The 13,932-nt window shown below is 43.9% G+C and carries 8 protein-coding genes; 2 read left to right on the top strand and 6 right to left on the bottom strand.

Annotated elements, in window-relative coordinates:
• The first annotated feature begins 32 nt into the window (after nt 1-32).
• Entirely contained in the window at nt 33-1,166 is a 1,134-nt protein-coding gene (locus DW173_RS15815) for an AAA family ATPase (protein ID WP_008023490.1), read from the top strand.
• A 243-nt stretch (nt 1,167-1,409) separates the two neighbouring features.
• Nucleotides 1,410-3,137 (top strand): ATP-binding protein, encoded by a 1,728-nt coding sequence (locus tag DW173_RS15810; RefSeq protein ID WP_004298610.1) that lies wholly within the window; start codon nt 1,410-1,412, stop codon nt 3,135-3,137.
• Between the two features lie 575 nt (nt 3,138-3,712).
• Here DW173_RS15810 and DW173_RS15800 read toward each other — a convergent pair.
• The 6 genes from DW173_RS15800 to DW173_RS15775 all read right to left on the bottom strand — a co-directional run bounded on the left by DW173_RS15800 (nt 3,713) and on the right by DW173_RS15775 (nt 13,739).
• Complete coding sequence (locus DW173_RS15800; RefSeq protein ID WP_004298612.1) at nt 3,713-4,174, bottom strand: hypothetical protein; 462 nt, start codon at nt 4,172-4,174, stop codon at nt 3,713-3,715.
• 528 nt (nt 4,175-4,702) lie between these two features.
• On the bottom strand, nt 4,703-6,907 hold the full coding sequence (locus DW173_RS15795; protein ID WP_120144755.1) for a glycoside hydrolase family 2 protein: 2,205 nt from the start codon (nt 6,905-6,907) through the stop codon (nt 4,703-4,705).
• Nucleotides 6,908-6,912: 5 nt separating this feature from the next.
• Nucleotides 6,913-8,580 carry an arylsulfatase gene (locus DW173_RS15790; protein ID WP_004298622.1) on the bottom strand — a complete coding sequence of 556 codons (1,668 nt, stop codon included), beginning with the start codon at nt 8,578-8,580 and terminating at the stop codon, nt 6,913-6,915.
• The gene (locus DW173_RS15785) at nt 8,577-9,764 is read right to left on the bottom strand and encodes a family 43 glycosylhydrolase (protein WP_004322915.1); all 1,188 of its coding nucleotides are present in this window, start codon (nt 9,762-9,764) and stop codon (nt 8,577-8,579) included. Before DW173_RS15785 ends, DW173_RS15790 begins: the two co-directional genes overlap by 4 nt.
• 47 nt (nt 9,765-9,811) lie before the next feature.
• The gene (locus DW173_RS15780) at nt 9,812-11,365 is read right to left on the bottom strand and encodes a sulfatase (RefSeq protein ID WP_049701414.1); all 1,554 of its coding nucleotides are present in this window, start codon (nt 11,363-11,365) and stop codon (nt 9,812-9,814) included.
• 310 nt (nt 11,366-11,675) lie between these two features.
• Nucleotides 11,676-13,739 (bottom strand): alpha-L-arabinofuranosidase, encoded by a 2,064-nt coding sequence (locus DW173_RS15775; protein ID WP_120144743.1) that lies wholly within the window; start codon nt 13,737-13,739, stop codon nt 11,676-11,678.
• Nucleotides 13,740-13,932: the final 193 nt, after the last annotated feature.

Below are 13,932 nucleotides of genomic sequence, written 5' to 3'. Positions count from 1 at the left end.
TATTTGTAATAATTGTATTTATAATAATCAGTATGGCAATCGTTAATAACCCTTTTATCGTAGGCGGATACCTATCTCCCCATTACTTTTGTGACCGCGAAGTGGAAACAGAACAGTTGATACGTAACATAACCAATGGAAGAAATGTCGTTATCATTTCTGTGCGTCGCATGGGAAAGACAGGTCTGATTCGTCATTGCTTTTATCAGGATGAGATTAAAGAGCATTACTATACATTCTTCATTGATATTTATGCGACAGCCAGCCTTAGGGAATTTGTATTCGCTTTGGGAAAAGAGATTTTCGAGAAGCTCAAACCCAAAGGAATGAAGTTCATCGAACGTTTCTTCTCCGTCATTTCCTCACTGCGCGCAGGTTTTAAACTGGATTCTGTTACGGGAGAACCCACCTTTGATATTGGATTAGGAGACATTCATACTGCAGAAACAACACTGGATGAAATCTTCGCTTATTTAGAACAGGCTGATAAACCTTGTATCGTAGCCATCGACGAATTTCAGCAAATAGGCAATTACACAGAGAAGAATGTAGAAGCCATATTGAGAACTAAAGTCCAGCATTGCCAAAATGCTCGTTTCATCTTTGCCGGAAGCCAGAAACACATTATGATGAATATGTTCAACAGCCCGGCCCGACCTTTTTATCAAAGTGTCAATATGATGCAACTAAAGAGCATTCCGCTTACGGCATACAGGGCATTTGTTGAAAGGCTTTTCCTTGAAAATAAGAAACGTATTGAAGAAGAACTGATAGACGAAGTATATAATTTCTTTGAAGGACATACCTGGTATGTACAACTCATGTTTAATGAATTATATATACTGACCGGAAAAGGGGAAGTGTGTGATCGTTCCCTCCAAAGTATTGCCCTGACCAATATCCTGCAGATGCAGGACTTCACATATCAGGAGATTTTCTCCCGCCTTCCGGAAAAACAGAAAGAAGTACTGATTGCTATCGGAAAAGAACAAAAAGCAACCGGAGTCACTTCAGGAAAATTTATAAAAAAATACAAGCTAAGTACTCCGAGTTCCGTACAAGCTGCACTCAAGGGATTACTGGAAAAGAATCTAGTCTCGCAGGAACAAAATCACTATGAAATAGCTGATAAACTGTTGGGAGTCTGGTTACAAAAGAATTACTAGACTATAAATCCTAGAAATGAATAGTTAAGAATAAGGTTTCATTCATTTTTGGTACGGTTATTAGCAAAGCATCTCCATTATCAACATTATTTGGCTAATGACATAAAAACGCAAGAGAGTTTATATTCATCACTCTGGTGCGTCAACATCCCCAACTTTCTTTCCCTTTCTTTGTTCTTTCTGCGGGAATATGCTACTTTTGCATTATCTCATAAATATGAGAACTAAAGAAAGGAACAAATTATGGAAGAAGTAAAAAGAATCCCTTACGGAGTTTCCAACTTTGTGGAAGTGGTGGAACAGAATCAATATTACGTAGATAAGACTATGTATCTGCCGTTGTTGGAAAAACAACCTAGTAATTTGTTCTTTATCCGCCCCCGCCGTTTCGGCAAGAGCATCTTTCTGAGTATGCTCCGAACTTATTATGACATCGCTCAAAAAGAAAAGTTCGAAAAACGTTTCAGCAATTTATGGATAGGCAGTCGTCCTACACAGTTGCAAGGGACTTTCCAAATACTCTTTCTTGATTTCTCCAGAGTGGGAGGGCTTGACAGAACGCTTGCCGAAAACTTTGATGATTACTGTTGCGGCGGACTGGATGATTTTGCTTCTATCTATGAACCCTATTATTATCCCGGCTTTGAAGAGGAAATGAAAGCCCAATACGGCACTACCAACAAACTGAATTTCCTCGATCGCAAGGCACGCAACAACGGCTCCAAGCTTTATCTGATAGTGGATGAATATGATAATTTCACGAATGTGGTGCTAAACGAGCAAGGCGACAAAGTCTATCACGCCCTAACCCATGCCAGTGGCTTCTACCGCGAAATCTTCAAGAAGTTCAAAGGCATGTTCGAACGCATCTTCATGACCGGAGTCAGCCCCGTAACGCTGGACGACCTGACTAGCGGATTCAATATCGGCTGGAATATCAGCACCGATCATCAGTTTAATATGATGTTGGGATTCAGCGAGACCGATGTACGCGAGATGATCCAATACTATAAGGATGCCGGGCAGTTGCCGGGCAATACGAACATAGATGCGATGATAGAGGAAATGCGACCGTGGTATGACAATTATTGTTTTGCCGAAGAAAGCTTGGAGCGTGACCCGAAGATGTTCAACTGTGACATGGTGTTCTATTATCTGCGTCATTATATGACTTTGGGCAAATCCCCCAAAGAAATGATAGACCCCAATACCCGCACGGACTATAATAAGATGAAAAAACTTATCCGGCTGGACAAGTTGGACGGTAACCGCAAAGGAGTGTTACGTAAAATCACCGAAGATGGGCAGATTGTCACCACGTTGACAACTACCTTTCCCGCTACCGATATTACCAAACCTGAGATTTTCCCCAGTCTGCTTTTTTATTATGGTATGCTTACCATTACTGCCACTCGCGGCAACTATCTGGTGTTAAGTATTCCCAATAATAACGTGCGTAAACAGTATTACGAATTCTTGTTGGAAGAATATCAGGACAATCGACATATTAATCTGAACGACCTTGGCCTGATGTATTACGAAATGGCTTACGACGGCCATTGGCGTGAAACGCTGGAATTTATCGCCCATGCCTACAAGGAAAACTCTTCCGTGCGCAACGCTATTGAGGGAGAGCGCAACCTGCAAGGCTTCTTTACTGCTTACCTGAGTACGAATGCATATTACCTGATAGCCCCGGAAGTAGAATTGAACCACGGTTATTGTGATCTGTTCCTAATGCCCGACCTGATACGCTATGACGTGAAGCACAGTTATATCATCGAACTAAAATATCTCTCTGTCAAAGACTCGGAAGCGAAAGCCGAAGCCCAATGGAAAGAAGCTGTAGAGCAGATAAAAGGTTATGCTGCCGGTCCCAAGGTACGCAGGATGATATACGACACCGAGTTGCATTGCATCGTCATGCAGTTTCGCGGATGGGAGTTGGAACGGATGGAAGAAGTCAGATAGAAACTCTGCCTGATATAATTATTCTGAATACACAAATTTTCATTTCTCATAGTGTCTTTCCAGTCAACCTATAACAAGAATAAAAAAACAACTAGTCAACCATTATCAGGGAAGTACATATTCTTTTTGTCCCATATATTGTGGGAAAGTATTCCCTACTGACTGGGAAAAGATTCCCTCATTTTGTGGGAACAAATTCCCATAATATGAGGGAATACTTTCCCACAATATATGGGACGATCGGAACTAGTTTATCTCCAACTAGAAAAAGGAAGAAGACAGTATCTTGACTATGAGAAATACCTTGAAATACTATGAGAACAAGGTGAATTTTAAGCTAAAATAGAGGGTACATTATGAGAAATACCATATTAGAAAGTATTTCTCATAAGCTACTTATTTGATTCTTTGTTGTTTATCAGTCATCAATGAGAATATGAGAAATAAAAATGAAAAATCGTTTGCAGAGCTTGCTGAATTTTTAATTGATGTACTCATGACTGCACCGTTCTTAGTTAAATGGAAATTTAGGGGCGCTATGCCCCTAAATTTCCATGTTGGAGTTGGCATTTGCCTCATTTCCAGACCTTTGTAAACCAATTCAATTTTATTCTTTTGATTCTCATACACCACTTTTTTAACCGGCATTTATAACAGTTGAACTGTCCTAATTCAAGTTCTATTTCTAAATCCCGTACCCGTTCGTTTTGTTCCATCCACATGCCCCGTAACGCATCCCGCTGTGATTTGGCTTCCCTATACATTTCAAGCTCTTTGTCGCGTGCCCCTAAGAGGAAAGCATATATCAAGCACGTCTCGGATTTACTGATACAGAATTGTTCCAATGCTTTCACATATTCCGGATCAATACCTTTCTCCCTGGTTTTCAGGAATCCACGGAGACTTTCATCGTTTACAACCGTTTTGTAATCCTTGAAATATGACATGATTACCCGCATATCCACCCAAAGTTGGATATATTCTTTTTTAAGATTGTATTTCTTAGCCGCTTCTTCTACGCTAATCCATTCTGACATAATGTTCGTTTTTTTATGTGTGATACAATGAAAGAGGGATACTCTTTTTATTATATTAGTGCAGCGGGCATCTACGCTTTCTGCAGTCCGGTGGGCGGGGATTGGTTAGGTTATATTGGGGTATTATGAATAAACCGACCGGATACAAGAAAGGCGTAGATGCTGTTGCACCATTATCCGTCTATGAGGCTTAGCAACACCCTTCGGAAGATAATGATAACAACAGACACCCACGCCAATCGTTTATATATAACACATTCCTGACGGATATGTTGATATACACCGTTCGCGTGGAGTATCTGCTGAATCACCTCTCTCCTTTAAAACTGCTAATTTTCATAGACGAGAGATAATACGCTTTTACTCTAATAAGAAATAAAACCACTTTCCACCAGTTCCATCACGCTGATGGGCAGAAAGCGTGTGACAAAGATAAATGATTTATTTGGAATATATTGGAAATAAGGCAATAAATAATACAAAGGTACGTACCTTACAATAGAAACAGACAAAAGAAAAACAAGTCTGTTAATAAGCCCTCAACCCATAATCAAACCTCATCTTCTTGCTATCTTTCACTTCAATTCTCAACAAATTACTTCCTTTTCGCAAGTAACGGCTGTAATCGCTGATATTATATTGATTATATTGCCTGGTCTGCTTTGCCTCCTGCGCAAAGACTTCCACTCCATTCAGCCATACTTTGGCTTCTCCGGCAACATTCAGCCATAAAGACAGATGATTGAAATCCTTATCCACCTTAAAAGTAGCTTCTGATACTACCGTAGAACGAGGGGGACACTCGAAAGGCAAAGAAGTCATTTTCAACTCCTGACCGTTCAGACTGACAAGGCGGGTATTCTTGCTTCCGTTCTGACTGTCTGCAATCAAAGTAACAGCTTTCGCAGGGGTGATTTCATACAAACGGTTGTGCATCAGGTGTAACAAGCCTTCCGGTATTTTAGTTACTTTCCGGTCGTAAGTAATCAGGCCGTTCACTTCTCCTTCCACATCAGTGGTTTGTGTATAGACTGCCGCACTCAATCCTTGGGCAATCAGCGTTTCCAAATCATATACCAGACGGCCGTAACTATCAATCAGAGCCATTGCTCCGTCTATATTCTTATACCCCCAGTTCCTCATATTCGGATTCCAGATATGTTCCTTGATCGCCCAGCCATAGCCGCCGAATTCTCCCAGTACGGAAATGCGGTTGCCGTTGTTCTCCGGCAGAATCATGGAAGTGACAGGATAATTATGTACGTCGTACATATCGCCTACGCCTCTGTCCGTCCAGCCGGTCACTCCGTTTATCAGGCGTGTATCGTCGTATTTTATCACTTTATTTACGATTTCCACCGTGTTATGCTGTCCCCATCCTTCATTGAAAACCACCCAGGTAGTGATACAGGGATAGAAACGGAGACGGTCGATCATCTCGAACATTTCTTTTTGCCATTGGCGGGTGTGTTCTTCGGGAGCGTTCCAATCAGTAGTAGCCAACGGATTGACGTGTTCCTCCTTCTTCCTTGACGTAGCAAAACCGGAAACCATGTCTTGCCACATCATCAATCCCAGAGAATCGGCGTAATAATAATATTGCTCCGGTTCTACTTTGATATGTTTACGGATCATATTGAATCCCATCTTCTTCAACTGCACCATGTCCCACAGCATCGCTTCCTCGGAAGGAGGAGTCAACAATCCGTCGGGCCACCAGCCTTGATCGAGCGGACCGTATTGGAAGATGGGTTGGTTATTCAGGCAAATACGGTTATATCCGCACTCATCTTTACGGACATCTACTTTTCTCAAGGCAAAGTAACTCTTTACCCGGTCTAAAACACGTCCTCCATTGGACAAGACAATATTCAAATGATACAGTTTCGGAGATTCGGGAGACCATAAGACAGCGTTCGGAACGTCTATCTCTATCGCATTAGTCAACTTCTGTTCCACCGTCTTGATTACTTTGCCATCATCCAACACTTCTATTTTCACTTCTTCATTGCCTTTGGCTCCGATTATATCGAAAGCCAGCTTCACGGATTTTCTTTCAATATCAGTGGAAGGAAGTACCTGACGGATATAGGTTTTATTCACCGCTTCCAGCCACACAGTTTGCCAAATGCCCGATACAGGCGTGTACCAGATACCTTCCTGGTTAAGTTGCTGTTTCCCTCGGGAGATAGATTCCGTGTCCGTCGGGTCGGTGACGGCTACTTCAATGCTTTGAGGACCACTCTTCTTCAGGTATTTAGTAATATCGAACGAGAACGGGTTGTTTCCTCCTTTATGCGTACCGACCAACCGGTTATTCACCCATACTTGACATTCATAATCCACTGCTCCGAAATGCAGAATAGCAGATTTATTCTTCCAGGAAGGATCTAAGGAGAACTCACGTTGATACCATAGTTTATCCGTAGGAAGAAATGTTTTCTGCACTCCGGACAGAGATGATTCAATCGCAAACGGGACCAAGATTTCCCCTTCAAAGGAAACATTCTTCCGGGACGTGTTCTGATCCGTTACGGCATACTTCCACAATCCGTTCAGATTGATCCATTCTGCCCGTTGCAACTGTGGTCTAGGATAACTTTGCCACACATTTTCCGGCGTCACCTGTTCAGCCCATACTGTTTTAATTTTATCTCCTTTAGGCTCCCATGCATGGGTAAACACCTGCGACATGGCTCCTAAAGCCAGAGTTAGTAAGATTCTCTTATCCATAAGCATTAGCGGGTTTTATATTCTTTAAAATCTTTCCGTCGATTCTTATTGTAGGTATTCCACATTTTCTGGAAATACAGTACATCACTCTTGTCCGCCCATTCGAAATAGGCTGTTTCCAATTCTTTTGCCATTTCAGGATATTTACCGATCAGGTTGTGCTGTTCGGTACGGTCTTCCTTGATGTTGTACAATTCCCATTCATCTCCCTTGAAGTTGGCGGAAACCAGCTTCCAGTCACCTTTACGCACCATGCGGTTGCCTTCATGCTCGGCATAAATATATCTTTCGGGCATCTTCTTTCCTTTCACAATCGGAAGGATAGACTGACCTGCCGTAGGCAGAATCGCTCTTCCCTGATATTCTTTCGGATAAGTGGCTCCTGCCAGTTCCACACAGGTAGACATGATATCGGAGAATTGTGCAGGCTGATGATTCAGTCCGCCTTTGTTCTTCACATGATTACCCCAGGAAATGATACACGGAGTGGAAATACCTCCTTCGTGTGCATAATGTTTATAGAGCGTGAACGGCGTGCAGCAGACATTTGCCCAGCCTGTACCGTAATGATGATAGGTTCCGGGCAAACCCATTTGGTCGAGTTCTTCTCCGGTATGGGTATGGTATTCGACTCCGGTCTGTTTGTCGAAACCGAATTCGTGCCATTCGGCACAAGCTCCGTTATCGGACATAAACATGATAAACGTATTGTCCAACTCACCGTTCTTCTTTAATTCATCTACCACCCGGCCGATGTTCGCGTCCATCACATCTACCATAGCGGCAAAAATGGACATACGCCGTGCGAGGTCGGTCTGCTGATCTTTCGTCAATGAGTCCCATGCCGGTAACGGATGCGTTTCATCTTCAAACAGACTTTCGGGAACCACGCCGCGCGGACTAAGTGCCGGTTTGCCTTGCATGAGTTTCAGGTCAACAATCCGTTTCCAGCGGGCGTCACGAATCTTGTCCCATCCCTGCATATAGAGAGACATATATTTATCGGTCACTTCTTTCGGTGCGTGCAAAGGGAAATGGGGAGCGTTATAAGCCAGATACAGGAACAACGGTTTCTTCTCCTGATGTGCCTGGTCGATAAAGTCAATCGCATAATCCGTTATCACATTGGTAGCGTAGAAAGTTCCTTCCTCATAGTGTCTGGGCGTACGGTCTTTCGGCAAACGGGTATATACCGCCGGATTCCAGAAAGAGTTGAATCCGCCCAACAAACCGTAATACTCCTGGAAACCACGAAGAATAGGATTCGACTTATTCCCCAAATGCCACTTTCCCGACATAGCCGTAAAATATCCGGCATCTTTCAGGACTTCTGCAATCGTGACGTTGTCCGAATTGGAACGGAAACCGGAATATCCTTTCGGCCAGGCAGGATGACTGCCGTCCATGTGTCCCAATCCCGTCTGATGCGGATAAAGTCCCGTCAACAGGTTGGCACGCGACGGGCAACTACGGGCACTGTTGTACATCTGCGTCATACGGACGCCATTCTTTGCCAGTTTATCCAGTACCGGTGTATGAATCTCACCACCGAAACAGCCGAGATCGGAGAAGCCCAAATCGTCTGCCAGTATGATAATAATATTCGGCTTGTCCTGCGCATACGTCATCGGGACCAGAGCCAGGCTGCCTGCTATCAATAAAGAAGTTTTCATTTGGTATTATAATTAAAGTTGGGTTTGAATTTACCATTCTCATAGATCATCGGAATTAATCCGGGACGGCACGTCACTTTATACTCTGCCGCCTGTGCCCCACGCGGATTGAAGAACATGGTAGCCCACCAGTTTCCATCCTTATCCTGGAAAAGATTGTTGTGTCCTCCTCCCGTGATGGCATTGTAGCGTTCGCTATAGGGACCATACACATTATCGGCGGTCGAGATGATGCAGTCGTAACTATAACGTGTCTTCGGTGAGGTTACTCCCTTTTTCTCAATATAGGTATCTCCCTCCGACGTACGGTGCGACCATATAGCTTGTACGAGGTGATATTTGTTATCGTATTTGAAGATAAACGCTCCTTCAATATATGGTTCCGGATTATATTTTTTCTCTTTCAATGTTTTCAGTTCCTCGGCAAATCCGCTCATATCCGGTTTCATACGGGCGATATAATGGTTGTGCCCGACAAAGTAGACAGTGCCGTCCGTATCTTCGAACAAACTTCCGTCGATGTTCGGGAAGATAGCTTTATCTTTATTACCTTCGATATTCTCGTACGGTCCTTCCGGCTTTCCGGTCTTGCTCCGCAAAATGAAAGAACCTCTCCCACCTGCCGACTCATTCATGCAGGCAACGATAAACCAGTTCTTCACACTTTTGATATAATGCATTTCCGGAGCCCATACAGCATGGAAACGGTTGTCCATCGGATCACCGTTGATAGATTTCTTCTGATATTTCTCTCCTGCTTTATATACTTTCGGCTTCTTTTGCCAGGTTCCGTCTTTTTCCATCGACCATATTTGTCCTCTGGCTTCCCAAGACTTCATATCTTTGGAACGCCACAGGTACAGACCGTCGTTCCAGTCCCAGCAATGCCTCTGTCCCGGAAAGTAACGATCAGGGGTAGAGGTCGTTCCTGTGATATAATAATAACCGTCGGGCCCCAGCGTAGCCCAAGTGTCCCTCATCCAATAATCAAATGCCGGCTTTACAGATGTCGGAACACGTAGTTCCGGAGCGTTTGTATCTGCCGTTCCATATAACTGTGCTGATGCTGTAGAGATGGAAATAAATCCTGTAAACAAGATCAATCCTAATCGCAAAATCAATTTCATATATTTCTGTTTTATGTTTACGGATACAAAAATAGGCCGTTGCGGGGCAGACTTCATGGAATCATGTTTTTAATATCCGTAGGTATGTACAATCTTCTTATTTTTTAGTGTTCCGGGTGGAGATAATTAAATGGATTCTGTTTAAAATGGTAACGTCTTTGCGGGAGAGGCAACGGGTCCTGCAAACGCAACTCCCATGCCAGTAAACGGGTCAGAAGTTCTGTTTGAATTTCGCTGTATTTCTTCTCGCCAAACAGATTATGAATTTCCGAAGGATCTTTCTTTAAATTATAAAGTTCTCCGTTACCATAATGATTCATGACCAGTTTCCAGTCATCCTTTCTTATCATGCGTGAGGTACCGCTTTGCGTCCAGGTGTTCAGTTCGTCGAAGTGGGCTATTTTGCCGGAAGTCAATGCTCCTTCCTGTTCAAAAGTCAAGGAGGCATCCAGTCCAACATCAGCTCCTCCGAAGCCTTGTTGTACGACCATGCTAGAGAATTCTTCTTTAGGGTAAGCTTTTCCGGTCAGCATCGGCCACAAGCTACGGCCCTGAACTCCTGCCGGTATTTCGGCACCGATGGCAGAGCAGAAGGTGGGGAAAAGGTCGGCTATCGATACGTGGCTATCCATAGGGGCAGGCTGGTTCTTAATGTGATATCCTGCCCATACCATCGGGATACGTGCGAGGCTTTCGGAAAGTCCGGCTCCTTTACGAATCAATCCGTATTCCCCCCAGTAGTCACCGTGGTCGGAAAGTACGACAAAGAGGGTGTTTTCATATTGTCCGCTGGCTTTCAATGATTCGATCAGTCTCTTGATCTGATCGTCTATCAACCGGATCATTCCGATATAGTTGGCACGGATTCGAGGCAAGTCTTGTTCCAGGTTCGGGCAGGACGCGTCTTCCAGTTGCGCCAAAATACGGTATTTCTCTCCTTTCTTTGCCAAATCTTTGCGGGAGGTCTTTAAGACGGGAAGCTTATCGGGGGAGAACATGGAGTAATAGGGTTCACATACCTGATAAGGGTTGTGAGGTTCCGGAAAAGAAACCCATACGAAGAAAGGATTTTCTTTCTGCTGCTTAATCCATGCCAGTGCTTCGTTCACGATTTTGGTGGGATGCTGTTCTTCCAGCGAGATGGGAGATGGCTCCAACCATTGCCCCCTGGCTTGCTGATTCAGGAAACGGGCAGTCTCCTTCTCTGCGGGAGTCGTCTTTTTGTGCTTTCCCCAGTGTCCGTATTCAGACCAGAAATCAAGGTCGGCAGGTTTCAGGTAAGCGTGATTCTTGCCGACCAATGCTGTTTTATATCCGTTTTCTTTCAATACGCCCACTAAGTCCTGTTGATAGGAAATGTCAGGAATATTATGATTCGTGCGTACGTGAGTGGCGGAAGGAAAACGCCCGGTGAACATGGAACAACGTGCCGGAGAGCTGGCTGGCATCACAGTGTATGCCTTATTGAACCATACATTCTCTTGCGCCAACCGGTCGACAAAGGGAGTCACTTCCAGCGGAAAACCTTCCCTGCCGCACAAATCGGCACGCTGCTGATCGGTCATAATAACCACAATATTCGGTTTGCCGGTTTGCGCCTGGGCTGATATTGTCAAACCTTGTATGGCAAGCCCTGTGATACAAAAGATTGCTTTCATTTTATTAATTTGCTATTTGACGATTAAAAAACTGTCATGACTTATATCTCGGAATAGTAAATGATAATTTTGCGGAGTGCCCTGAAAGGGCTTAATTATATAGCGTAGGGGAACGCCCTACGTAAAAACGACAATCTGAATTTGCGCCCTGAAAGGGCATAATTGTATACAGTTCCGCCCTTTCAGGTCTTGTGGCTGGTGTGTCTTTTTCGTAGGGCGTTGCCCTACGCTATGTAATTAAGCCCTTTCAGGGCACCCCAATAAATATATAATTGTAAGGCTTTCAGCCTAACTGCTAAATTCCCATTTATCATTTCAATTTAAAACGGTATACAACCATGGAAGCGGCCTCCAGTTCGAGCGGTTGATTCAGGTCCAGTCCGACTTCCGTCTCTACCGGTTGGACTTCATTCGGGGTAAACGGGGTGTTTTCTTTTCCCGGAACCAGTACCAGGCTTGTTTTATGTGCCTTGACGGGACGTTTGAAGCCGGAAACTTCCGGTTGTAGAATGACTTTTTTATCCTGCAGGTTTATCAGTTTCAGGATATATTGTTTGCTGGCCGTATCATATCCCATCGTAACAAAGATGTTCTGCAAACCTTCTATATCCTTGATCGCTGCATCCAGACACACGTCAAACGTGTTATCCCTGAACATCTTTGCCAGGTAGAAGAAGGAAGTCTTTACGCTACTGTCTACTCCATTAATCAACATCGGCAGGAAGATACGGTGTTCCAGAAAGTCCCAATGCCTCATCACCGGACGTTCGGCAAACAAAGGATTCAGATCGCCGTTGCGTTCTATTGACATACGGATGGCTCCGGTAGCCAGCAGGTTATAAGGATATTTTCCGCTAATACCCAATTCGCCGATAAATAGATCGGCAACACCCCGTTTGTAGTTATCAAAACGATAATGCTGTTCGCAAGCCCATTCGATTGAGTTATAATAATGCTCATCGAACACTTTTACATTCTTCGGGTTGACAAAATTGGGAATATCTTTCCGTTTGTCGTCATTCTCTCTTCCGACTACACGGATGACACTATTGGCTATATAAACCAAGTCGGGGTATTTGGCGGACAACGCCTGATAGATTTTTTCATAACGTTCCCAATACACAGGTCCGAAATCTTCATTTCCAATCTCGATATATTTTAGCGGGAAAGGAGCAGGATGACCGTTCTTTGCCCGTTCGGCTCCCCATTTCGTAGTTGTATCACCAATAGCATACTCGATGGCATCCAACGCATCCTGGATATAAGCGTCCAGATCGACATCAATGTGTCTGAAATTCCACTGTGGACTTTGCTTCACCCAACCGCTGCAAATCATACCCGTAGGCATCACATACATCGCATCGGCTCCCACATATTCGCACAATTCATAAAACTCATGATAACCGATTCCGTCGGTACGGTAATAAGGCGCCCATTTGCTCCACTGTCCCGGACGATTTTCAATCGGTCCGAGCGTCTTTTTCCAGTGATACATCGTTTCTTCATTGACTCCGTGCACGATGCACCCGCCCGGAAAACGAATAAAGCTGGGAGAAAACTCTTTCAGGTTCTGAACAATGTCTTTACGAAATACGGATTTCCCATCGTTCCAGGTATCGGACGGGAACAGGGAAACGACATCTATCTGAAATTGTCCTTTCGACATCGGTTGTATGGCAAACATTCCACGCCGGACGTTCTTTTCCGGTTTCAGTTCACCGGTATATTTTGTCCAGTCCCGATTCCCTACATTCACTTCGATCACATTGCTCACCCGCTGTCCCCATTCGTCAACCAGAAATACACGTAACGGAGCGGAATAATTCCTGTTCTTCAAAAACAAGGAAAGACGGTAAGACGTATCTGTCTTCAGGTTCATTCCATAATATCCACGGTTGAGAATCAGGGCATCCGAATGGTTCGCAATATCTTCCGTGACATTAACCAGCATCGAATACTTATTTTCCCCGCTCATCGGATTTTCATCCGTGCGACTGATAAATACAGGAGTATATGATAACGGATAAGTCGTCCATCCAATCAGCGGATCGGCCTGAAACACTTTTTTCTCTTTAACGCGGGGAGCCGGAACATTTTCATAAAGACCGTTCTTTACTGATAATCCGGCAGGCGGTGTAGCTTCTTCAAACGAACGGTTACGTATCAGTTCGGCGTGCAAGGCACCCTCGCCCATCATTCCTATTTCCTCATAATGGAAACCGTACTTTACGGGAGCCACTTTGTGGGTTTTCGATTTATTGATATACAACGTTCCATCGGAGGAAGACGGAGAGGAACTATTCCCATATACCAGAGGTAATGTGAAAAACAGACCGATACCAAACGTAAAGGATTTGAATGTCGAATGATTCATAGCATTTGTTTTTAGAGTTTCACATTGCAAATGTGGTCTTTTCTATCCAAGAAAAACAGAAAAATAATGCTTAATACCTGCAATCATGTATAAAAATCTGTAGCGAAGCGGCAAACTGAACATGAGTGCTGCCCGTTTGAACAATTCTACGACCGTTCAAAACAAAAAAAGACGTATCTTTAGGTCGTGAAAA

The organism is Bacteroides sp. AM16-13 (assembly GCF_003602705.1).
In the GTDB taxonomy this organism is placed as follows: Bacteria; Bacteroidota; Bacteroidia; order Bacteroidales; family Bacteroidaceae; genus Bacteroides; species Bacteroides xylanisolvens.
This window is presented reverse-complemented; position numbering and strand designations above follow the sequence as displayed.

Bases quoted from the DNA above. Each gene is read 5' to 3' on its own strand.
- DW173_RS15785 (WP_004322915.1), bottom strand. From the start codon at position 9,764: ATGAAGTCTGCCCCGCAACGGCCTATTTTTGTATCCGTAAACATAAAA.
- DW173_RS15775 (WP_120144743.1), bottom strand. From the start codon at position 13,739: ATGAATCATTCGACATTCAAATCCTTTACGTTTGGTATCGGTCTGTTT.
- DW173_RS15780 (WP_049701414.1), bottom strand. From the start codon at position 11,365: ATGAAAGCAATCTTTTGTATCACAGGGCTTGCCATACAAGGTTTGACA.
- DW173_RS15810 (WP_004298610.1), top strand. From the start codon at position 1,410: ATGGAAGAAGTAAAAAGAATCCCTTACGGAGTTTCCAACTTTGTGGAA.
- DW173_RS15815 (WP_008023490.1), top strand. From the start codon at position 33: ATGGCAATCGTTAATAACCCTTTTATCGTAGGCGGATACCTATCTCCC.
- DW173_RS15790 (WP_004298622.1), bottom strand. From the start codon at position 8,580: ATGAAAACTTCTTTATTGATAGCAGGCAGCCTGGCTCTGGTCCCGATG.
- DW173_RS15800 (WP_004298612.1), bottom strand. From the start codon at position 4,174: ATGTCAGAATGGATTAGCGTAGAAGAAGCGGCTAAGAAATACAATCTT.
- DW173_RS15795 (WP_120144755.1), bottom strand. From the start codon at position 6,907: ATGGATAAGAGAATCTTACTAACTCTGGCTTTAGGAGCCATGTCGCAG.